General features: G+C 53.3%; 20 protein-coding genes. All 20 read right to left on the reverse strand.

Annotation, left to right across the window (positions count from 1 at the left end; all coding sequences use genetic code 11):
- Positions 1-242: 242 nt before the first annotated feature.
- Entirely contained in the window at positions 243-1,337 is a 1,095-nt protein-coding gene (locus M0R70_08750) for a glycosyltransferase family 4 protein (protein MCK9419449.1), read from the reverse strand.
- Positions 1,334-2,164, reverse strand: a complete 831-nt coding sequence (locus M0R70_08755; protein MCK9419450.1) for a glycosyltransferase family 2 protein — start codon at positions 2,162-2,164, stop codon at positions 1,334-1,336. The genes M0R70_08750 and M0R70_08755 overlap by 4 nt, the downstream gene beginning before the upstream one ends.
- A gap of 225 nt (positions 2,165-2,389) precedes the next feature.
- Positions 2,390-3,499 (reverse strand): glycosyltransferase family 4 protein, encoded by a 1,110-nt coding sequence (locus M0R70_08760; protein ID MCK9419451.1) that lies wholly within the window; start codon positions 3,497-3,499, stop codon positions 2,390-2,392.
- A 126-nt stretch (positions 3,500-3,625) separates the two neighbouring features.
- Complete coding sequence (locus M0R70_08765; GenBank protein MCK9419452.1) at positions 3,626-4,417, reverse strand: glycosyltransferase family 2 protein; 792 nt, start codon at positions 4,415-4,417, stop codon at positions 3,626-3,628.
- 153 nt (positions 4,418-4,570) lie between these two features.
- Entirely contained in the window at positions 4,571-5,635 is a 1,065-nt protein-coding gene (gene waaF, locus M0R70_08770; GenBank protein ID MCK9419453.1) for a lipopolysaccharide heptosyltransferase II, read from the reverse strand.
- Positions 5,636-5,710: 75 nt separating this feature from the next.
- Positions 5,711-6,292, reverse strand: a complete 582-nt coding sequence (locus M0R70_08775; GenBank protein ID MCK9419454.1) for an HAD family hydrolase — start codon at positions 6,290-6,292, stop codon at positions 5,711-5,713.
- Positions 6,285-7,367, reverse strand: a complete 1,083-nt coding sequence (gene lpxK, locus M0R70_08780; GenBank protein MCK9419455.1) for a tetraacyldisaccharide 4'-kinase — start codon at positions 7,365-7,367, stop codon at positions 6,285-6,287. Before lpxK ends, M0R70_08775 begins: the two co-directional genes overlap by 8 nt.
- On the reverse strand, positions 7,357-8,619 hold the full coding sequence (locus M0R70_08785; GenBank protein MCK9419456.1) for a 3-deoxy-D-manno-octulosonic acid transferase: 1,263 nt from the start codon (positions 8,617-8,619) through the stop codon (positions 7,357-7,359). The genes lpxK and M0R70_08785 overlap by 11 nt, the downstream gene beginning before the upstream one ends.
- A gap of 252 nt (positions 8,620-8,871) precedes the next feature.
- Positions 8,872-9,516, reverse strand: coding sequence for a lysophospholipid acyltransferase family protein (locus M0R70_08790; GenBank protein ID MCK9419457.1), 645 nt, complete (start codon positions 9,514-9,516; stop codon positions 8,872-8,874).
- On the reverse strand, positions 9,516-11,267 hold the full coding sequence (gene msbA / locus M0R70_08795; protein ID MCK9419458.1) for a lipid A export permease/ATP-binding protein MsbA: 1,752 nt from the start codon (positions 11,265-11,267) through the stop codon (positions 9,516-9,518). Before msbA ends, M0R70_08790 begins: the two co-directional genes overlap by 1 nt.
- Positions 11,264-12,403 (reverse strand): lipid-A-disaccharide synthase, encoded by a 1,140-nt coding sequence (lpxB, locus tag M0R70_08800; protein ID MCK9419459.1) that lies wholly within the window; start codon positions 12,401-12,403, stop codon positions 11,264-11,266. The genes msbA and lpxB overlap by 4 nt, the downstream gene beginning before the upstream one ends.
- A gap of 265 nt (positions 12,404-12,668) precedes the next feature.
- Positions 12,669-13,769: a DegT/DnrJ/EryC1/StrS family aminotransferase gene (locus M0R70_08805; protein MCK9419460.1), complete on the reverse strand. Its 1,101-nt coding sequence runs from the start codon at positions 13,767-13,769 to the stop codon at positions 12,669-12,671.
- Positions 13,770-13,878: 109 nt separating this feature from the next.
- On the reverse strand, positions 13,879-14,826 hold the full coding sequence (locus M0R70_08810; GenBank protein MCK9419461.1) for a Gfo/Idh/MocA family oxidoreductase: 948 nt from the start codon (positions 14,824-14,826) through the stop codon (positions 13,879-13,881).
- Positions 14,823-15,644: a UDP-2,3-diacylglucosamine diphosphatase LpxI gene (gene lpxI / locus M0R70_08815; GenBank protein ID MCK9419462.1), complete on the reverse strand. Its 822-nt coding sequence runs from the start codon at positions 15,642-15,644 to the stop codon at positions 14,823-14,825. Before lpxI ends, M0R70_08810 begins: the two co-directional genes overlap by 4 nt.
- 46 nt (positions 15,645-15,690) lie before the next feature.
- On the reverse strand, positions 15,691-16,464 hold the full coding sequence (lpxA, locus tag M0R70_08820) for an acyl-ACP--UDP-N-acetylglucosamine O-acyltransferase (protein MCK9419463.1): 774 nt from the start codon (positions 16,462-16,464) through the stop codon (positions 15,691-15,693).
- Between the two features lie 19 nt (positions 16,465-16,483).
- Positions 16,484-16,927: a 3-hydroxyacyl-ACP dehydratase FabZ gene (fabZ, locus tag M0R70_08825; GenBank protein ID MCK9419464.1), complete on the reverse strand. Its 444-nt coding sequence runs from the start codon at positions 16,925-16,927 to the stop codon at positions 16,484-16,486.
- A 36-nt stretch (positions 16,928-16,963) separates the two neighbouring features.
- Positions 16,964-17,971 (reverse strand): UDP-3-O-(3-hydroxymyristoyl)glucosamine N-acyltransferase, encoded by a 1,008-nt coding sequence (gene lpxD, locus M0R70_08830; GenBank protein MCK9419465.1) that lies wholly within the window; start codon positions 17,969-17,971, stop codon positions 16,964-16,966.
- A gap of 9 nt (positions 17,972-17,980) precedes the next feature.
- Positions 17,981-18,547, reverse strand: coding sequence for an OmpH family outer membrane protein (locus tag M0R70_08835; protein ID MCK9419466.1), 567 nt, complete (start codon positions 18,545-18,547; stop codon positions 17,981-17,983).
- Positions 18,548-18,617: 70 nt separating this feature from the next.
- Positions 18,618-20,939, reverse strand: coding sequence for an outer membrane protein assembly factor BamA (gene bamA, locus M0R70_08840; GenBank protein ID MCK9419467.1), 2,322 nt, complete (start codon positions 20,937-20,939; stop codon positions 18,618-18,620).
- A 74-nt stretch (positions 20,940-21,013) separates the two neighbouring features.
- On the reverse strand, positions 21,014-22,144 hold the full coding sequence (gene hemW / locus M0R70_08845; GenBank protein MCK9419468.1) for a radical SAM family heme chaperone HemW: 1,131 nt from the start codon (positions 22,142-22,144) through the stop codon (positions 21,014-21,016).
- Between the last annotated feature and the right edge of the window lie 126 nt (positions 22,145-22,270).

Genomic DNA, 22,270 nt, shown 5'->3' on the forward strand with positions numbered 1-22,270 from the left:
CGGTTTGCCAGCGCATTTTCATACACCTTTTCGAGATGCCCATGTCCATGATAAACATGAATGGCATAGCCCGTTTCTCGTACAACGTCGCACAGTTCGCTTATCGCAATCATATTCATGCTCCTTGAGTTAATTCGGCAGATCTTAGGCTGTCAGAGATCCCAATCTTGAGATGAACCCTTCTTTGCTTTTCTTTGTGTTCTCTGCGTTCTTTCGCGGCTAACAGATTTTGACCTGAGTAGCTACTGTTTTTTAACAAGCGAATTAAAAAACTGAAAGTATTCATCCACCATCCGCTCCCGGCTGAACCTTTCGGCTACCCACTTCGGACCGGCTTCAGACATGCGTCTTCTGACTTCCCTGTCTTTTAATATTCGGACGACCTCTGCCGCCATTTCCTGTGCGCCATTCCTGACCAGGACGCCCGCAGGACATCCTTCAAGAGAATCACGCACTCCTCCGCCATCAAAGGCAACGACCGGCGTCCCCATTGCCAGTGCTTCCACGACCCAGAGACCGAATCCCTCATTCCTGAAGGTGCTGATCGCAATATCAATGTCAGCGAAATAGGACGGCATGTCACTTTTCGGCAACGTGTCCAGCCAGAGAATGGAGTCCGAGATCCCGAGTTCGACCGCCCGGTCCTTAAACGCCTGAAGTTGCGGTATGGGGGCCAGGGGTGTTAGCAGCAGATACCGTACCCCGGATATTTCCTTTTTGATCTCGACGAGCGCGTCCAGAAATTCGATCTGGTTCTTCCACATGCTTCCAGAAGAACTGACGATCGGCGTATCATCCGTGAGACCGAATCGCTTCCGGATGAAGCCCGTTAGGCTCCTTGAGGCATTGAACGCGGCGAGGTCGATGCCGTGGTGTATGATCGATATCCTGTCTGACAGTCCGGGAGAAAAGGAGCGGATTTTCTGCGCAATATGACGGGATATCGTCACAACTCTGTGCATGCGGCCGAGAAGATACCGGGAGTTGATAAAATCCGCCACATGAACAATAAAAATGAGCTTTGGCCGACGATTGGATAAAAGCGATGCAATCCAGGATTGCAGAATATCATGGCCCCGTTGAATACAAACAATATCGTAGCCCTTGTGTTTGATGATCCGAGCGATCTGAAAAAATGAGCTGATCCCGCTCAGTCCCGACTTCTCGATAGGATAGACCTCGATCGGCATATCCTTGAACATCGTCGCGAGCGGGGTATTGGGACGACAGACGATCCCGATGACAACACCTTTCCCGATCAGGCCGGGCAGAAGCTCCATCAGGAACTCCTCTCCCCCGCCCCGGTACCTGAAGTTGTTCACAAAGAGGATTTTCATTTTGTTCCCGTGTCATCACGGTCCGATCCCACGGCTTCCCGGCGATATACGGCGTCCCAGTTCTCTTGGTTCCGTTTTTCATACAAGCGTTCGTATAATTTCAACTCTGCCAGAAAATAGTTAAAGGCTATCACCGCGGCCATATAGAACCCATGCACGCCGTCCTTGTAGCCCCGATGTCTGATGAACCTTCCGTAAAAACGTTCAAGCGGTTTGAACACGGCCTTCAGTAAACTGAACTTCGTGCGGCGGCCTTCCTGAAAGGTCCTCTCTGCCTCCAGCGAACTATAGACATTGAACTTGTCCATGAAGGTCTTGAAGTTCGCATAACCGTCGTGCAGGATGGGATTCATGAGATGTTCCGTTCTTCCCCGCGTCACGAATTTCTCGTGGATCGGGTTCACCCATTCTCCCATGGACTTCCGATACAAGATGGTCTTGTACTGGGGGTACCAGCCGCCCGCCTTGATCCATTTACCGCCAAAATACTCTCTGCGCGGGATACCGAAAGCATCGGCAGTTGGGCCTGCCTTGAACAAGACAATGATCTCGTCCCGCAGCGCTTTCGTTACGACCTCGTCAGCGTCAATGAACAATATCCAGTCATGAGACGCATATTCATGGGCCTTTGTTTTCTGCTCGGAATAGTTGTACGGCCAGGCGTGCTGAAATACCGTCTGCGTATAGCGCTTGCAGATGTCGACGGTGCGGTCGGTGCTGAATGAGTCGATGACAACGATCTCATCCACCCAGTCCAGGCTCCTCAGGCATCGCTCTATCCTGTGCTCTTCGTTAAAGGTTATGATGGCAGCGGTGATCTTTTGCATAGTGATACCGGTCCTCAGTATACAAATTCATAAATACGATTACGTTATTATATTTATCCGTCATCCCCGAATGTCTCTATCGGGGATATGGTTTGCGTTTAAACCTGTAGCATGAAAGCACTTATTCATGCAAAACCATATTCCCGATTAAATCCTCGGGAATGACATAAAATAAAGAGAACGAAAAGGGCGCCGATACTTCACCAGACTTACGAATACGACCACTCAGCTCCTGAGCTGATCCCTAAAGATCGCTTCCAACTGCGACGCGACAGCGTCCCAGGAATACTTTTTCTCGACCACCGCGCGTCCCGCTGCTCCCATCTTCGATCTTCGTTCATGGTCCTGCAGGAGTGCCTGTATGGTCCTGGCAATGTCTGCGGGTGCGTCCGGATCCACCATGACCCCGCCGCCTTCGGCGAGGATCTCAGGGAAGGCGCTGCCCTGCGATACAACGAGGGGAAGCCCGCTTGCCATGGCCTCGAGCGCAACGATGCCGAATCCCTCGAACTCGGGCAGGAACACGAAAAGATCCGCGGCATTGTAGAACCCCGATACGTCCTTCTGGTTGCCCATAAAATGCACGTTCGGCACGATCCCGAGAGCGGCCACCTTTGCATGGAAGGCCTCACGGTCCTTGTTGTTCCCGTCGCCGCACAGGATATACCGGATATCGGGTATTGATTGCTTCAGGTGCCCGACCACGTCCAGTACCTTTTCAATCCCCTTCCGTCCCTGAAGGGCCGAAACCGTGATCAGGACCGGAGCATCCTCCGGGATGCCGAGCTTCATCCGTGTCTCGCTGCGGCGCACCTGATCGCTCCTGAACAGGGAGGGATCCACGCCGTTCGGGACCATCTTTGAAGTCCGGCCAAAGCAGGACGCTACTCCCTGCGCAATATAGGTACTCGCGGAAATAAGCTCATCGGCATGCTTCGCAGTGCCAAAGCGCTTGAAGGCAATAAAGTGTTTCTCGTGGTTCTCGAACGGATACTGGAACACGATATTGAAGCGGAACTTCTTTAGCATGTATGAAAGACCCGCGGCATATCCTTCCGCCCGCGCGATGGCGAGGTTCACGATGTCATAGTCATGGGTCAGAAAATCACGCATGAAGCCGGGAATAAAGGAGGCCTTGTGCCAGTTATGATGCCTGATCTCATGGATACGGACACGCTTGTCGATCCATCCGCGCGTGGGAGAATCGGGACAGCGGCCCGTGATAATGGTGACCTCGTGCCCCTTCCGTGCCAGGGAATTCGACACATTAATGATAAAACGTTCGATCCCCCGCGGCGTGCGCAGGGTGAACATATGAGCGAATGCTATTTTCATAAAAACGCTTTATGATCAAAACCAGTTTCCCGATTAAACCCTCGGGAAAGACAATATTTCCAGTTTAAGTATGATGTCATCCCCGAATGCTTCTATCAGGGATATGGTTTTACGTCTTCTCCATCCTTACTGGTTTTCCTCTTCCGGAGGGAAGCGCCGGAGCTTGTTCTGGATCTCGTAGAGTTTTATATACTTCATAAACACCGCGTGAGCTTCCATGACCGAGATCGTAAATCCCGCGATCCCGTCGGCAATGCCCAACCGGACAACATAGCGATACAGAAAGGCATAGAACGGCCTCAGCGTAATATCAATGATGCTCGCCCTCCTCCCGTTCTTGTAGTGGTCCCGTGCCGTCAGGGACGAGTAGTTGTTCTTTGTTGCCGAGAAATGCGCGATATCCTGATAAATATGGTGCAGAATATCGTTTTTCAGCTTCTTCTTTCTCCCTTTTACCTTCACTTCATCATGAGGCGCGTATCCACCCCATTTGCACAGGTCCTTTCGGAAGAGACGGATCTTGTAATCAGGGTACCAGGCCGAATGGTCGATCCACTGCTGCATAAATAAATGACGCCGGGGCATTTCATAGGCATCATAGGGGATGTTCTCAAGCTCCAATGCGAGGATCTCATCCCGCAGCGCCGGGGAAACGCGTTCGTCAGCGTCCATGTGCAATACCCAGCTATTCGAGGTCCGGTCCGTTGCAAACTGGCTCTGGCCGACATGACCCAGCCATTTCTGGATAATGACCTTGTCCGTGAATTCCCTGGCAATGGCCACGGTACCATCCGTGCTGTTCGAGTCCACGACCACGATCTCATCCGCCCAGGAAACGCTCTCGAGGCATTCACGGAGGTTCTTCCCCTCGTTGAACGTTCTGATGGTCACGGATATTTTATTTTTTTCTTTTTCCATATAGTATCTCGCTGTTCTAACGACATAAGGTCAACATTTAACCACAGAGAACTCAGAGGAAAGCTTGAATATGAGCACGTTATCAACCATGGAACTCAGAGAGATGATTTCATTTAAATTTCTTTTTCTCAGTGTCCTCTGTGGTTTGCCTTTTTAATGATAGCGGATTTTCGGCATGATTGCACCCAGTTTTTTTTCTACTGCTTCGAGAGCCTCCTCGACTCTGATCTTCTTCATGCATTCATTATCAGGACACTTGTGGGGTTTGCAGGGATAACAGGAGAGTCGCCGGGTGATGACAGTATGACCGTCACCCCAGGGCCCCCACTTCCGTTCATCGGTTGGACCAAAGAGAGCAACTACGGGAACTCTGACAGCGGCGGCCATATGCATGGGACCCGAGTCCACGCCGAAAAAAAGGTGAGCAGCGCGATACACGGAAAGATTGGCATGCAGGCCTATCTTCCCGCAGAGATTCATACCCTTGAAAGGGCCAAGGCGTTCGATCTCCTGGTACAAGGCGGCATCCGCCGGTGCTCCGGTATAGATAAAGTGCGCGTTGTATCGCTCTTGCATGACCTTCATCACCGCTGCAAAGCGGTCCAGAGGCCACTGCTTGGCAGGCAGGCTCGCTGCCGCATGGATGACGATCTTGAGGTCGTCCTTTTTCCAGCCGGCATCGGAAAAGAGTTCACGGGCCTTTGCGTCGTTTTCCGCGGATGGCCAGAGTTCAAGGGCATCTGAATGCACCGGGATATCGAGTACCCTGAGGCAATCGAGGAAATTCTGCACCTCATGCCGGTCCTGCCTGTAGGGCACCGGATCGGTAAGCAGGAGCGTTCTCCCTTCGGTTGCAAAACCGATGCGCCGTGGAATTCCGGCCGCCCGGATCAGCAAGGCGCTCGAGAGCGACCGTTTGAGCACAAATGCCGCGTCGTATCCTTCCTGTCTCATAAATTTCCAGTAATGGACATAACCGGCAAGCTTACCCCGCTGCGAAGAACCGCTGTACTTGTGGATCGTTTTAAATTCGAAGGGAATGGTCCGATCCACGTAGGGACAGCCCTCAAGTACCTGGCCCGAGAACGGTTCGAGCATGAGGTCGATATGCGCGTCCGGATAGGCCTGACGCAGGTTCCTGAGGAACGGCACGGTCAGGACCGTATCGCCGATAAAGCGGTACCGCATGATGAGTATTTTTTTGGCATTCAGTTTCATGGATAATTCCCCCTCACCCTGACCCTCTCCCCGCGGGGAGAGGACCGAGGTGAGGGGCATTTTCATGATCCGTCATTAAATATCTTTGGAAGTCCGTTGAATGATCCACTCCACCGCCTCAAGAATGGTCCGCGCGATAAAGTCAGGGTCGCTGATGTGCGCGGGCCGGATGTTCCCCGGATCGTCAGGTGCGAATCCGGACTGCACCAGGATCGGGTGCGCACCCGCGCGCTGTCCCAGTTCCACATCACTCCACTTGTCCCCGACCACGTAGGATTCTTTTACGTCGATGCCAAGGTCCCTGGCCGCGCGGTCGATCAGACCGGTGCCGGGTTTTCTGCAGTCGCATACGACGGTATAGCTCGAATTACCCGCTGTCGGATGGTGGGGACAGTAATACACCGCATCGATTCGCGCCCCTTCCCTGCGAAGCATCCGGTACAGGCGCTCATGGGCTTCCTGGACCAGCGCCTCGGTGAAAAATCCACGAGCCACCCCGGACTGGTTCGTCACCAGCACGACTTTCAGTCCGGCCTCATTAAGCCTCTTGATCGCCGCGCCCGCGCCGGCAATCAGCCGGAGATCGGCAAGGTCGCGCAAATACCCCACCTCTTCATTCACCGTACCATCCCGGTCGAGAAATACCGCCCTATGCATTTCGCAATCCCTCGAGGAGAAACGCCTGCCATTCATCAGATTCCACTACGGTCAGTTCGATCCTGAGCGCCCAGATACCGTCAGCGTGCAGTTTTTTTAACCGTATTGCGTCCTTTTCCGTGGTGACGATCATGCTGATATTTTCATCCGCCGCTTTCTGAAAAACCGTTGCCAGGTCGGATTTTTGATAGTCGAAGTGGTCACGATAGGTACATACTGCCACGATGTCCGCACCGAGCGATCTGAGCATCGAGGTGAAAGAATCCGGACGCGCAATACCGGAAAGAGCGAGAACCTTCGAACCGCGCAAAACCGAAAGCGGTTTGATATCAGAGCTCCGGTAATCGATCAAATCCACCGGAACCTGGCGTGAGGTAAAAATCCGGGCCCGGGTGTGCCGACGAATGGTCTCTTTCAACTTTTCCACATCCATGGAATTGTCAATTTTCGTGATCAGAACAGCTTGCGCCCGCTTGAGCGCATTGATCGGCTCGCGCAAGATGCCGGCGGGAAACAGTTTTCCGTTCCCGAAGGGATTTCCAGCGTCCAAAAGCACAATGTCAATGTCCCTTTTTAACTGGAAATGCTGGAACCCGTCATCGAGGACCACGACGTCCGGGCTGAATCGCTGTAAGGCAAGCAGCGCCGCCTGATAGCGCTTGCTTCCGACCACAACAGGTATGCCGGGCAGCTTTGATCCGATCATCACGGGTTCATCGCCGCCGATCCGGGAATCCACAAGGATTGATCGGCCGTCGGATACTATGATGATCTCCGCTTCGTCTTTTCTTCCATATCCCCTGCTGACAACAACCGGCCGCCTGTCGTTCCTCGTCAATAATTGCGCGACCTGAATGACCGTTGGAGTTTTGCCTGTACCGCCGAGCGTGATATTGCCGATTGAGATGATTGGGCAGGATATTTTATTGCTTTTGAATATATGAAGTTTGAAGAATATCCGGCGCAGATAAACGAGCGCCCCGTAGAGCACGGCAAGCGCGGACAAGACGACACCCCAAAAGGGTGAAGTCCTCTTCCCCAGCATAAGATCTTCAAAGTATGACTTACTGAGCAACGATCAACCTTCCGATAGCATCAATGGTTTTCCGTGCAGCGCCGGAATTCATCTCGATCACGCTGAATGCCCGCTCGCCCATGCTCCTGGCAAGCTCCTTGTCAGACAGAAGGTTGTCGATCTGAATATAAAGCTCTGTCTTATCTTTTACCATGACCCCCCCGCCTGCCGACAGCAAGGCCTCTGATATTTCTTTAAAATTGAACATATATCGGCTGAAGATAACAGGCTTTTTCATTGCTGCCGGCTCAAGGAGATTATGGCCGCCTACCTTGACAAGGCTTCCGCCGATGAATGCGATATCGCAGAGGGAATAGAAGGATCGGAGTTCACCGATCGTATCAAGGAGCAGAACGTCCTTTACCGGGCCTTTCAGCAACGTCCTCCGCTGGCAATCGTACCCGGCCCTGTTGATGAGACCTTCCACTTCATTGAATCGTTCGGGATGGCGCGGGGCGATGATAAGCAGAAGATCGGGATATTTCTCTCTCAGCCGCTTGAAGACTTCCAGGAGCGCCGCCTCTTCTCCCCGGTGGGTGCTCCCCGCGGTGATGACCTTTTTTCCTAATGCAAGTGAGACCGGCGCGGACGTGATCTTCGGCAACTTCTGGTCGAACTTGAGGTTTCCCGTTACCATTACCTTCTCCGGATCAGCGCCGATGTCCTTGATCCTGTCGGCATCGGCCTCGGACTGCATGCAAAACAGGGTCACATTGTCAAAGACCTGGCTGAAAAATGATCTGAACTTCCGGTAGTTTCTGTGCGAATTGGGCGAGATCCTTCCATTGATCACTGCTGAGGGTATCCCGGCCCGCTTCAGTTCTCGAAAGAAATTGGGCCATAACTCGGTTTCAGCCACCAGCACGATCTGGGGATTGATGCCCTGTATCACCCTGCGAACAACGCACGGGAAATCGAAGGGAAAGTAGAAGACCGCATCCGCTTCCGGCACTCTCCGCCGCGCCGTGTAATTGCCGGTGACCGTTACCGTCGAGAGGATCAGCTTCCGGTGCGGGTACTTCTTTTTGAGCTCACGAATGAGCGGATGCGCGGCCATGACTTCACCAACCGAAACTGCATGGACCCAGATGGGACGGCTCCCCTGGATCGCCGTCATCACACCTTTTCGCAGACGGCCGAGCTTCTGCGTCATGCCCCCGCGGTACTTGGGCACGGTGATCAGCTTGAACAGGATCACCGGAAGCGACAGCACCGTCGCTATGATCAGGAGCAGGTTGTAGAGAATGTACATAATACTACCTCGGAGTGATGGAGCAGTTGTCCAAACAGCGTTCACCCTTCGACAAGCTCAGGGCGAACGGCATGATGGTTGATATGATGAACTTTTACCCGTTCGTGCTGAGCCTGTCGAAGCACAAAATCGGATTAAGCAATGACCCGGAAATCGGCGACAGAGCCGTTATTATCATGTGGTTATACCGCTTATACGGTTTAAGCCCCATCTGTTGCCGTCGGACGCCAAACGAAACGGGCATAGTAACCGTTATCCGGCTTTGAAATATCCGTCCGCCTGCGCCATCAACCTGTTCAGAGCAGCCTCTAATTCCTTCCGTTTTCCCTCGAGCTCTTCCTCGCTTATGCCCTTTACGATGATCGGCTCACCATACAGGACGATCCCCCTGGTGAACGGTTTCGGAAGCAGGTACTTGTCCCAGATCTTGTCGAGGACCCAGAAGCTCTTTGCGCTGGTGATCACGGGGACGATCTGCTTGTCCAGTTTCCCCGCCAGATAAGCAACCCCCTGTTTTGCCTCATAGATGGGGCCGCGTGGACCATCTACCGCAAGCGCGAGATCTTTGCCTCTGCGAAGCCCGCTGACCAGTCCCAGGAGTGCGCGGTCGCCCTTCCGCTTGCTTGAACCGCGGACAACATCAAAACCGAACCACTTCAGGATCCCGGCCTGGATCTCACCGTCACGGCTTTCACTGGCGGGAATGACGATCCCGGAATTCCGGTGGCTATGGAACAGCAGGAACTGCCTCCCGTGCCAGAAGGCATAGATGACGTTCTTACCCTCGGATGCAAGCCGGCTCGGGATCTCTTTATTCACAAATTGTATGCGCAGCGTGCGGCTCCACAGCGAAAGCACGACCCAGCCGATGAATGATAATATCCTTGCCCTGAACATTACACGGTCCTTGCCGGCGTTTCATCCCGGAACTGCCGCTCGTACAGGTTCTTGTATTCACCGCCCCGTGTGAGAAGGTCCTCATGCCTGCCTTGCTCCACGATCCTGCCGTCTTTGAGCACGATGATCCGGTCCGCGTTCATGATGGTCGAAAGACGGTGGGCGATCACGAAGCTCGTCCTGCCTTTCATGAGCGTGTCGAGGGCGTTCTGCACTTCACGCTCGGACTGCGTATCCAGCGAGGATGTGGCTTCATCGAGTATGAGAATGGGGGCGTTTTTGAGCAATGCCCTGGCGATCGCGATCCGCTGGCGCTGGCCCCCGGATAGCTTGACGCCCGACTCGCCGATAATCGTGTCGTATCCCAGGGGAAGCGCCCGGATAAAGTCTTCGGCATAGGCGGATTGCGCCGCACGGACAATATCCTCAAATGGTCTATCGGTATCTCCGTAAGCGATGTTGTCCTTGACCGTGTCGTTGAACAGGAAAGTCTGCTGCGTGACGATGGCGGTCAGCGATCTGAGGGATTCAATCGACAGGTCGCGAATATCCTTGCCGTCGATAAGGATCGATCCGCCGGTGACATCGTAAAAACGGGGGATGAGATTCACGAAGGTCGTTTTGCCCCCGCCGCTCTTGCCCACGATAGCGATCGTCTCCCCTGCTTTCACGGTCAGATTGATGTCCTTCAGCACCATCTCGTCCTCATATTTGAAGGTAAGATTCCGGAATTCGATCGTCCTGAAATCACGGGAAACGGATTGCGCGCCCTGACGGTTCTTTATCTCCGGCTGAGTGTCGAGGACCTCAAAGATGCGTTGAGCGGCGGCAACGCCGTCCTGGACCGTGTTGTTCACTCCGTTCAGGTCCCTCAGCGGGCGGTAGAAGAAGACGAGCGCCGCCATAAAGGAAAAGAAATCACCAACGGTCATGGTGCCGATGGTAATGAAGTAGAGGCCGAAGAGGATAACGAGGGACGTCCCGAGTATGGAAATCACCTCCATTACGGGGTGAGAGACCGCGCCGGTCTTTATCGCACGCATAAGGGAGTTGAAGAGGTTCTTGTTCTTCACGGCGAACCTCTTGCTCTCGTAATCTTCCATGCCGAATGCCTTGACGATCCGGATGCCCCCAATGGTCTCATGGAGATGCGTAGTCAGAACGCCGATCTGCTCCTGCATCTGCGTGCTCGCTGTTCTGAAGCGTTTGCTGAATTTTGAGAGCGCAAAACCGGCAAGAGGCAGAACGATGATCGAAAAAACGGCGAGCCTCCAGTTAAGATAGAGGATGTATCCGGTAAGCGCAGCCATGGTGAAGATTCCCTGTACCAGGCTTGACGGCGCCTTCGTGAGGGCCCCCTGCACCAGGTTCACGTCGTTGACGATGCGGGAGATGATTACGCCGGTCGGGGTCCGGGTGAAATAGGAGAAGGACAGGGACTCGACATGTGTATAGAGTTGGTCTCGTATGTCATTCACAACCCGCTGTCCGACCCAGCCCATCATGTAGTCCCGGGCATAGGCCGCACCGCCTTTCAGGATGGTTACGAGGACGAGCGCGGGCGGGAGATAGAGGCCGAGATCCATGTTCTTTGCCAGGATCACCTTGTCCAGCACGGGCTTTACCAGGTAGGCCTGCGCCGAGATCAGCACGCTGGTAAGACCCATAAAGAACACGGACCAGCCAAGCCTGGCTTTATAGGGCTTCAGATAGGTTAAGAGCCTTTTATAGATGGTCAGATCGTTTTTCATGTCGCAAGCAATTCCCTGACAACAGCGGCAGCCCGTGCCGAAGCGCCGGCATCTCCGAGCCGCATCCGCACTCCTTCGAGACCCGCGCGTATCTGATCATAATAGATCGGATCGGTCAGCATCCTGGCAACGGCATCGGCCATGTGCTGCGGTGTCGATTCCTCCTGGATCAGTTCGGGAACCAGCCTTTCATCCGCTACGATATTCACCAGGCCTACGTGTTTTAATCCGGCGTGCACCATGCTGCTGAGGATCGTGTAGGTTATGGCCGATATGCGATAGACGATCACCATCGGTATTGACATAAGCCCTGTTTCGAGCGTGGCCGTGCCCGATGTGACGATGGCTGCGTCCGATGCCCGCAGCACGTCGTATACCCTCCCCTCGATCACTCGAACGGGAACGCCGCACTGCTCCATAAACGTGCGCACGAAGCGCTGGTCCAGCGTCGGCGCCACGGGAAGAATAAACTGCAGGTCCTGAAACCGGGCCGAGAGTATCTTCGCCGCAGCAAGCATATCAGGCAGGAGATGCGTCAATTCTGATTTTCTGCTGCCCGGCAGCAGTGCGATGGTCCGCCGGGACGCATCAAGGCCGAACACGCTCTTCGCCTGTTCCTTCGTAAGGTCCGATCGTACAACATCCGTAAGCGGATGTCCCACGAACCTGACATCAACACCCGCCTTCTCGTAGAGCGGCACTTCGAAGGGGAATACAACGATCATCGCCTTTACCATCCGGGCGATCGTCTTGATCCTCCCTTTTCTCCATACCCATACCTGGGGGCTGATGTAATACAAAACCGGGATGCCAAGCTTTTGGGCCGCCTTGCCGAGCTTGATATTAAAGTCAGGGAAGTCTATCAGGACGAGAAGGTCAGGCCGCTCGTGCTTCAGAAAACGCTTCAACGACGCATAGACCCGGTAGATCACGCCAAGGTGGGTAAGCACTTCCGTGATCCCGACGACCGAGATCTCCTTTGCATCGGCAAGCATCCGGACGCCGGCCTCCTGCATCTGCTTGCTGCCGACGCCGTAAATAACCATCGCGGGGTCCTGTTTCCATAACTCCCGCGCGAGGTTTGCGCCATGCAGATCGCCGGACGCTTCCCCTGACATGATCATAACCTTTTTCATAAGCACCAAATAACAAACATCAAATAACAAATAAACTCTAAACGTAACTACTCAGATTGGCCGCAAAAGAACGCAAAGAACTCAAAGAATAAACCTGAAACCATGTATTAGTTTTAATTCTCTCTGCGATCCTGGAGCCTGCCCTCGAAATGTCTTATCGGGGGTTCTTTCGCGGCTAACAGGTTTTGACCTGAGCAGTTACCTCTAAACACCAAATTCGAAAATTGTTTATTGGTGCTTATTTGATATTTGTAATTTTTTTAACCTACAGCGCCATCTTCACCGCATCAGCCACTTTTTTGATCTGCTCTTCCGTCAGTTCGGGATACATCGGAAGCGACAGCACCTCACGCGCAGCCTGCTCAGCCATGGGCAGGCTTCCGGGCTTTATACCGAGGTCATTGTACGCTCTTTGCAAATGCAGCGGAACAGGATAATAGATCATGGATGAGGTAATGCCCCCCGCGTCGAGCTTCTGCTTCACCGCATCCCGGTTCTTGACCCTGATCGTGTACTGATGATACACATGTTTTGTCCCGCTTTGTTCCGACGGTGTCCGGATGTTGGAGTCGGCGAGATATCGTGAATAAAGCGAAGCATTGTTCCTGCGCTTTGCGTTATAAGTATCGATATGCCTGAACTTGGTTCGGATGATCGCTGCCTGGATCTCATCGAGCCGGCTGTTGAACCCGATCTCGTCGTGGTAATAACGCACCGTGCTGCCATGGTTCCTCAAACTCATCAAATGCTTTGCACAATCATTATCATCGGTGATCACCATGCCGCCGTCGCCGTACCCTCCAAGGTTCTTGCTCGGGAAAAAGCTGAAGCAGCCAAGATCACCGATGGCGCCGGTCTTTTTTCCCTGGTATTCGGCGCCAAAGGACTGGGCACAGTCCTCGATGACCCTGAGCTTGTGCTTTTTTGCGAGCTCCATAAGCCCATCCATGTCCGCCGGCTGTCCATAAAGATGCACCGGGATGATGGCCTTTGTTTTATTCGTGATTGCCGGTATGATCTTTGAAATATCGATGTTGAACGAATCGGGTTTGATGTCCACAAAGACCGGCATTGCGCCGACATAGGATATCGCCTCGGCCGTTGCGATAAAGGTAAAGGGGGTGGTGATCACCTCATCGCCCCGCTTGATCCCCGCGGCAAGAAGCGCAAGATGCAGGGCATCCGTGCCGGAAGCAACGGCCACGGCATGTTTCACACCATGATAGTGCGCGATCTCTTCTTCAAGCGCCTTGACCTGCGGACCAAGTATGAAATGCGTGCTCTGCAGTACGCCAAGCACGACGGCATTGATCTCTTCCTTGATCGCTTCGTACTGGACCTTGAGGTCGACCATCGGTATCGTCATACGGTTAGAGACTCCTCTGCAATGCTTTGTTCAAAATAAATAAAATTCACCCGCTGAGCCCTGTGTCCTCTACGGCAATTGCGTTTTAGGTTCTGACAAGTTCCCTTTCTCATACAGGGACGAAACCGGTCAGCCCTTTTTCTATATTGTCGGTAATTGTTCTTGCAAGGGCCAGCGCCCGTCTGCCTTCAATGCCTGACACGAGGGTCCGGACATCGCCCTGTACACTCTTCACAAAAGCCCGGATCTCGTCTTCCAGCGTATCGCGCCGGTCCGTCGAAATGTCCTCGACGACCAATTGAGAACCGGGTCCCGGTTTTACCCGCGAGACGTTCGCCTTCTGTGTCTGGTAATCGGACGTATAGATCGCCTTCTCGTCAAATACCCTGAGCAGTCGTTTTTTTTCATCCGAGACCCTGCTGGCACTGACATCGGCGACACATCCGTTCTGAAATACGATCCGTGCCGTTGCCATGTCGATCTCGTTGGTGATGATCGAAATTCCGGCGGCGCTGACTTCTTTCGGCGTTGATCCGGCAAGGTCCATGACGATATCGAGGTCATGGATCATGAGGTCGAGCACCACATTCACGTCCGTGCACCTGAGCGTGAACGGCGCGGCCCGTTCCGCAGTTATATATCGCGGTGTTCCGACCAGCGACTTGATCGCCGTGAACGCGGGATTGAACCGCTCAATATGTCCTACCTGCAGTATCAATTTATTGCGGGTTGCAAGATCGATAAGTTCATCGGCCTGCTCGAGGGTCACGGTCATTGGCTTCTCGATAAGAACATGAACGCCCTGTTCCAGAAATTGCTTTGCAATGCTATGGTGCAGGACTGTCGGCACCACAATACTTACGGCGTCCACCTTCCCGATCAGATGAGCTGGATCGGGGAAAGACTGTGTTTTCAGCTTCCCGGAGAGCTGTGATGCGCGTACCGGATCGGCGTCCACCAGTCCGACGAGTTCAACCTCGGGAAGGTTCGCGTATTTTTCCGCATGGAACTGCCCCAGGTACCCAACGCCGATGACGCCCACGCGAACCTTATTCATGCGATATCCTTCAGGTCCTGCATCGCGATGATCGTAATGCCGGCCCGGTTGGCATCGTTAATGACTGTTTCACGCTCAATGATAATGGTTTTGCCCGCTTCAACGGCCAGACAGGATGCTTGTACCTCGAGCATGGATTTGATCGTCTGCGTCCCGATGGCCGGAAGGTCGAAGCGAAGGTCCTGCTGCGGCTTGCAAACCTTGACAACGACCGCTCCCTGGCCACAGAGCCTGCCGCCGCGGCGAATTGCCTCATCAGTGCCCTCAATGGCCTCCACGGCAAGAATGACCTGGTCCTTTACCACGACGGTCTGTCCAATGTCCAAACGGCCGATCTCTTTCGCCATCTGCCATCCGAACTCAATGTCCCGGCGTTCCTCTTTCGAAGGTTTTCTTTTCGTCAAGAGGCCTTGCTGCGCAACGATGCTGTCAAGAAAGAGCGTCGATTCGCGGACCGTTATTCCTTCGGACTCCAGTTCTTCGGCAACCGCACGAAGCAGGGAGTCGTCTTTTTTGTGGGCCATTTTGGCAAGCAGCGCCATACCCCGCATATCAGGCAGTGTATTGCCGAAGAATCGTGTTTTCTTGATGCCGCCGGCCATGAGCACGTCAACAACACCCTGCTCTTTTAAAATAGTGATGATCTTGCCAAGCTGTCCGACCTTGACCCAGAATATCGCGTCAACCAACTGCGCCAGTTCAGGCAGGGTTTCGCCTTCGTGCGCAACGGCGATGACCTGCAGCCCCTTCAGTTTTGCCGCCTGCGCGAAGGCGATGGGGAAATTGCCGTTCCCCGCTATTAATCCGATCTTATTCATACCCTGCATTGCTTCTGATTTCCGGCTCCTGATTCCTGACGTTGTATTATCTCGTCACTCCCCGTTTCGAGTTGCGCATGAAATCGATCAGATAACTCACTTCTTTGGTATCGGGAAACTCTTCAAGTGCCTTTTTGAATGCCTCGTCCTGCACGAGTCCCGACCGGAATATGATCTTATACGTCTTTTTCAGGTCATTGATGACCTGGTCGCTGAAACCTTTGCGCTTGAGACCCACGAGATTCAATCCATAGAGCTGCGCGCGGTTGCCGGTGGCGTTGACATAAGGCGGGACATCCAGCACAATGGCTGACTGGCCGCCGATCATGGAGTATGCTCCAATCCGGACGAACTGGTGAATGCCGATAAGAGCGCCAAGCACGGCGAAATCCTCGACAATGACATGCCCCCCGAAGGCGGCGTTGTTGGCCATGATAATGTTGTTCCCCAGTTTGCAATCATGGGCAACATGGATATAGGCCATGAGAAAGTTCTTGTTCCCGATCTCCGTCTTCCGGTCGGCCTTGGTCGTGGCGCGGTGTATGGTCGCGTATTCCCGTATGACATTATCATTGCCGATGAGCACGAATGTTTCCTCGTTCCGGTAGCCGATATCCTGAGGCGGCGCGCCGATGCTCGTAAAGGAATGGATCCGGTTCCGTTCTCCGATCGTGGTCCAGCCTTCGATCAGGACATGGGAAGCGATCTCCGTGTCTTTCCCGATCGTCACGTGCTCACCGATGACCGTAAAGGGACCGATCGAAACGCCCCCGGCAATCCGCGCCTTTTGATGTACAATTGCAGTCGGATGTATGTTCACGTCCTGGTCCCGGTCCTTCCTATTTATCTTTATCCACGATCATGGCCATCATTTCAGCCTCGGCGACAACGCCGCCGTCAACGATCGCGACCGCTTTCAAACTTCTGACGGGACCGCGCGCTCTGATCAGTTCCAGTTCAAACCGGACCTGGTCCCCCGGCGTAACGGGCTTGCGAAATTTTGCTTTATCGATGCTCATGAAATAGAGGACCTTTTTCTTTACCTCTTCGGCAGGCAGGGACATGAGCGCCATCACACCGCCTGTTTGCGCCATCGCCTCCAGGAGCAGAACGCCCGGCATGATGGGATGGCCGGGAAAGTGCCCCTGAAAAAAGGGCTCGTTGATCGTCACATTTTTGAGTCCCACGATCCGCTTGTCCGCCTCAAACTCGAGGATGCGATCGATCATCAGAAACGGATACCGGTGAGGAAGAAAGTCCATTACCTCATTGATAGTGAGCATGCTGTTCCCCTTTTCAATTATCCTGATTTTTCCGTCTTACTGTTCTTTGATCAGCTTTTCAAGTTCGCGAATACGTTTTATGAGCTCCGGCAGTTTCGGCAGGAGAGACTGGACCTTGAGCCAATCCCTGATCGGCATGGCATAATATCCGGCAATGACTTGTCCCGCCTCCACATCCCGGGTGATACCCGACCCGCCCCCGGCCATCACCTGGTCGCCGACGGTAATATGGTCCGCAACCCCCACCTGCCCACCGAACATCACCGAGTTTCCGATCGTGCTGCTGCCCGCGATCCCGACCTGTCCGGCGATCAGACAGTTTTCTCCGATCGTCACATTATGCGCGACATGCACCTGATTGTCGAGCTTCGTCCCCTTCTTAATGAGGGTGTTCCCGAGCGTGGCCCGGTCGATCGTGCAGTTGCCGCCTATCTCAACATCATCTTCTATGATCACACCACCTACCTGGGGAATCTTATGGTGCCGCCCCTTGTCGGTCACGAACCCGAAGCCGTCGCTGCCGAGCACGGTCCCCGCATGGATAATCACCCGTTTGCCGATCCGGATGTTATGGCCGATGCTCACGTTGGCATGAATGACGGAGTCATCATCAACAACCGAACCTCTGCCGATCGAGACCCCGGGGTACAAAGTAACGCGTTCACCGACCTTCACGTCATCAGCCAAAACAACAAAGGGATGAATAGAGGGGTCCGCGCCGATAACAACGTTCGCGCCGATCGCCGCTTTCTCGCTGATGCCGCTCGCCTGATAGGGTTTGACATAAAACATCTCGAGGGTCCGCGCGAAGGCAAGCCGGGGATTGTTAAGCCGGAGCAGCGGCAGGTGCAGTGCAGGCGTGTCAAGCGGGACCAGGGCTGCTGAAGCCTGTGAGCGCTCAAGGTCTTTGAGGTGACTTTTGCCGGTGATGAAAGTGATCTGTCCTTCTCTCGCTTCAAGCACACCAGCCGCACCGCTGATATCAACGTCAGCGGGTCCGGTCAATTCCGCACCAAGCATATCTGCCAGTTCTTTGAGATTCATAATCCGTAATTATTTCTTGGTTTCTTCCTTCTTGGCATCTTCCTTCTTGTCCAATTCAGCGACGACCCTCTCGGTCAGATCCAGGTCCTCCTCAGCATACAGTACCGCCGGGACCTCGGCTTTCGAAAGGATATTGATCGTCTTGTTCAAGACCAGGGAGTATTTTTCCCGTTTGGCGATATCCTTGAGCACCAGAACAAGCTGCTGGTTGAATTCGCTTGACAGCTCCTCGTTCTTCTTCCCGATCTCTCCGCTGAAATCATCACGCTTCTTCTGAAATTCACTGATCTTGCGGTTGAGGGTCTCTTCCTTTTCCTTCTCCGCCTTCTCGTTCAGCAGTTTTGCCTGTTTCTGCTTCGTGTAATCGTCCTGCAGCTTCTGTATATCTTCGGAATCAAGGTCAAGGATCTTCTTCCGGCTTTCATAGTACTCCCTGACCACACCTTGATATTTTTTGCCGAGCTTGGCCCTGTCAAATACCGCCTGGGTATCTACATAGGCTATTTTCCCTCCCGCCGCCATGGCGGTCGATGAGATCAACAACATGGCAACGCACAACAATATGATTCTTTTCATCTGGAACCTCCTTAAAGTATTTTTTGGTATTATGGTATCTTGATGATCCGCGTTTCAAGTCCACGGTATCTTAAAAGAGCGTACCAATGGAAAATTCGAACTTACTTGCCTGGTCATCAGGTCTCTCTTTTATGATCTTACCCCATTCAAACCTGAGCGGCCCGATGGGAGAAAGCCACCAGAATCCCCAACCATAGGTCTGCCGCAGTTCTGAGAATTTTACGGTCTCGTAATTATCGAAGGCCTTCCCGATATCATAGAAGAGCACACCTTTGACCCGCGCAGCCGGGACGATCGGGAACGTATACTCGATGTTGTAAATGAGTTCCCTGTTTCCACCCCAGAGGTTCAAGGCATCGTCCATGGGTCCGGCGGTGCCGAATCGAAAACCACGGAGCGTGGAAGGGCCGCCGACAAAGAAGCGTTCTCCCAGGGGAACGGGCTTGTTTATGAGAGACTCTACATATCCGACTCTGCCGCGCACCATAAAAACGGTGTCCCAGAACAGCGGGAAATACCATGCCGAATCGCCCGATGTCTTGACAAAATTCGGGTCGCCGCCGAGCGGTCCTCCGGCATATTCCACATAAACGCTGTTCCTGGACCCGGTCTTCGGATCGAGATAGTAGTCTCGCGAATCACGTGAAATGCTCCAGGTAAGCGCATTCGTGCTGATCCGATCACCATAGACGTCAAGCTGCCTCTGGAGGGAGAATGCCGGCACCGTTTGTATGTCCGTCACAAGAGAGTTGTCGTAGCTGAATCTGAGCGAGGTCGAGACATATTCGCCGAAGCTCTTGCCCGCTGAGAGGGCAAATCCGTTCGTCTTGAGCCAATAGCCGCTGTAATCTTGTGACTGTTTGTAAACATCGACCTTGCCCCAGAGCGGTATGTCAAAGAGATACGGTTCCATGAAGCTGAGCATAAGAAGCTGACTTACCTTGCCCCACTGGGTCTTGAATTTGAGCAGTTGGCCCCGGCCGCCGAGGTTGCCCTGCGAAACTTCGACGATAGCCATCAGCTTGTCCACGGAGCTGTAACCGCCGCCGATGCTGAACGTGCCGGTGAGTTTTTCCTTCACCTTCACATTGAAGTCCATGATCGGCTCCTGCTGCCGGCGTTCCGGGACGAGTTCCACGGTCTCGAAAAAATTGAGGTTGTTGATCCGTTCATAGCTTCTTTTAATGGCTTTTTTGCTGTAGAGATCCCCTTCCTCAAGCCGCATCTCCCGACGTATCACCTTGTCCCGGGTCTTGCTGTTTCCCGTGATGTCTATCCTTCCGATACGGACTTCGCCGCCTTCCTGAATATCGATCTGGATGGCAACGGTTTTTTTGTCCTGGTCTATGTTGAACTGCGGGATGACGTTTGCAAAGGGCCTCGCGATGCTGTCGTAGCGGTCCATGATCCTGCCAACGTCCTGACGGAGCACCTCCCTGCTGAAGACATCGCCGTTTGCCAGCTTGATCTCTTTCGACAGCTCTGCATCGGGGATAAGCTCGTTTCCCTTCAACGTCACGGAACCTACCCGGAACTGTTCCCCTTCTTTAATATTGATGCGTATGACGAGTTCGCTCTTCCTGGTAAACGTTTTCAAGGGGCCCCAGAAATAGCATTCACGAAAGGTGTATATCTCCGGCTCAATGACCGGATCGTCCACCACGACCTGGATGTACCCTTTGTTGTAATAGAGGTTCCTGATGATCTCCAGGTCCTCTTTGAGTTCTTCCGTTCTCAGCGTGCCGGAACGGTCAATGAAGGAAAATAACCAACGCTCCTGGTTCTTGAGGGCGGCCTTGATCTCCTTCTCTGAAATGGCCTTACTGCCGACGATGATGACTTCCTGTAAGCGAACCTTTTTCCCTTCTTCAATATGAAAGACGACATTCCGGTCGCCGTTGCGAAGTTCGGTTACGACGGGCACCACGACTGCGTCGTAGTAGCCATCGTCCTGGTACTTGAGCCGAATTTTCTCCGCATTGTCATTGATAAGCTGCATGTTGAAAGCGGTCCGGGGAAGCAGTGTCAGGATCTCTTTCAGCTTTTCCGTCGTCAGTTCATCGTGCCCCTCGAAGGTAATTTCACGAATGAGCGGCTTTTCCTTGACGGAGAAAATGACCTTGAGACCGTTTTCAAAACCCTCGGTCCTTACCTGCACGTCCTCAAAATGCCCGAGCTGGTACAGCACCTTGATATCTTCCCGGATCACTGCCGGCGAAAAGACATTACCTTCCTTTGTTTTGATCCTGGCAAGGATTGTTGAGGACTCGATTCTCTTGTTTCCCTGCACTTCGATCAGGGTCACCTTCGTATCATCCGCCGCACTGAAATTCGCAAAAACAGACAGGAGCAGAAACGTCAGCGCCGCGATGGCGGCACGGTATTTATGCACGATTAGAACTTCCTCCATTCACCGCAATAAGAACGGAATACTATAGCATGGGGCAGGGAATGTGTAAACAAAAATTATACGGATAGCCTTGCCAGGGCCGCATTCGACAGGAGAATTCCGCGGCCGGTGAGCGTCAAGCGCCCTTCCGTCACGCGAACAAGTCCCGCATCCCTGAGGGGGACCACATTCCTCTCAAGACGGAGCAGGAGGTCGGCGCCGTACTCCCGTTCAAATCGAAGAAGGTCCAGTCCCTTCATGGTCCGGAGTCCCAGGAGGATCGTCTCCCTCGCTGAGGGTATTGGGCCGATAGTCTCCTCGGTATCGATAACAGAACGGCCGTCTGACAGCCGTTTTGAGTATTCCCCTGTATCGGAGATGTTGGCGTATCGCCTCCCCGAGATGAACGACCATGCCCCTGGACCGAGACCAAGGTATTCTCCCCGATCCCAATAGTTCATATTATGCCTGCACTCGTATCCGGGCAGGGAAAAATTCGAGATCTCGTACTGTGCATAGCCCGCTTTGCTCAGCTTCGGTACAGCGTACTCATACATAGCCGCCGTGACTTCATCGTCAGGCATCGTGAATCCGCCTGCCTCCGCATCGCGCATGAGTTGTGAACCATCGTCAAGGGAGAGGCTGTAGGCTGACAGGTGCTCGGGTTTGAGCGCGATGGCCGCGTCAAGGGTCTCTTCCCACCGGGTAGCGGTTTGCCCCGGTATTCCATAGATAAGGTCTACGCCGATATTTTTGAATCCAGTACTTCTTGCAAGTCTGAACGCATCAGCAGCCTGTTCCCCGGTGTGAAGCCTGCCCAGGGTTTGAAGTATCTCGTCTGAGAAGGACTGTACACCCAGGCTGAGCCTGTTTACTCCCTGAGCCAGTAGAAGCGATAGCTTCTCGCTCGTAACCGTGCTCGGGTTTGCCTCGACCGTAAATTCAACCCGATCATCAATCGGGAACTGATCCCTGATGACTCTTACGAGCAGCCCAAGCTGATCGGGAGAAAGAACGGTCGGGGTGCCTCCGCCCATATAAATGCTGCTAAAGGTCCTGTGGCTGAAATCATACCGGTACCTTGCTGCCTCATGGATAAAGCCGGCTATGAATTCATCGGCTCTTCCGGGTGAGTACGCTGTTGAATAAAAGCCGCAGTACCGGCACTTTCTGACACAAAAAGGAATATGAATATAGAGAGATAACATGTTGTTTTTTAAGTTAACCACTTAGCAGTTTGCTGAAAAAGTCTTTTCTGACGTCATCCTGAACGAAGTGAAGGATCTCAAGTCTTTGGAAAGGCGAGATTATTCGCTACGCTCAGAATGACAATT

This window comes from Nitrospirota bacterium, assembly GCA_023229435.1.
In the GTDB taxonomy this organism is placed as follows: Bacteria; Nitrospirota; UBA9217; order UBA9217; family UBA9217; genus JALNZF01.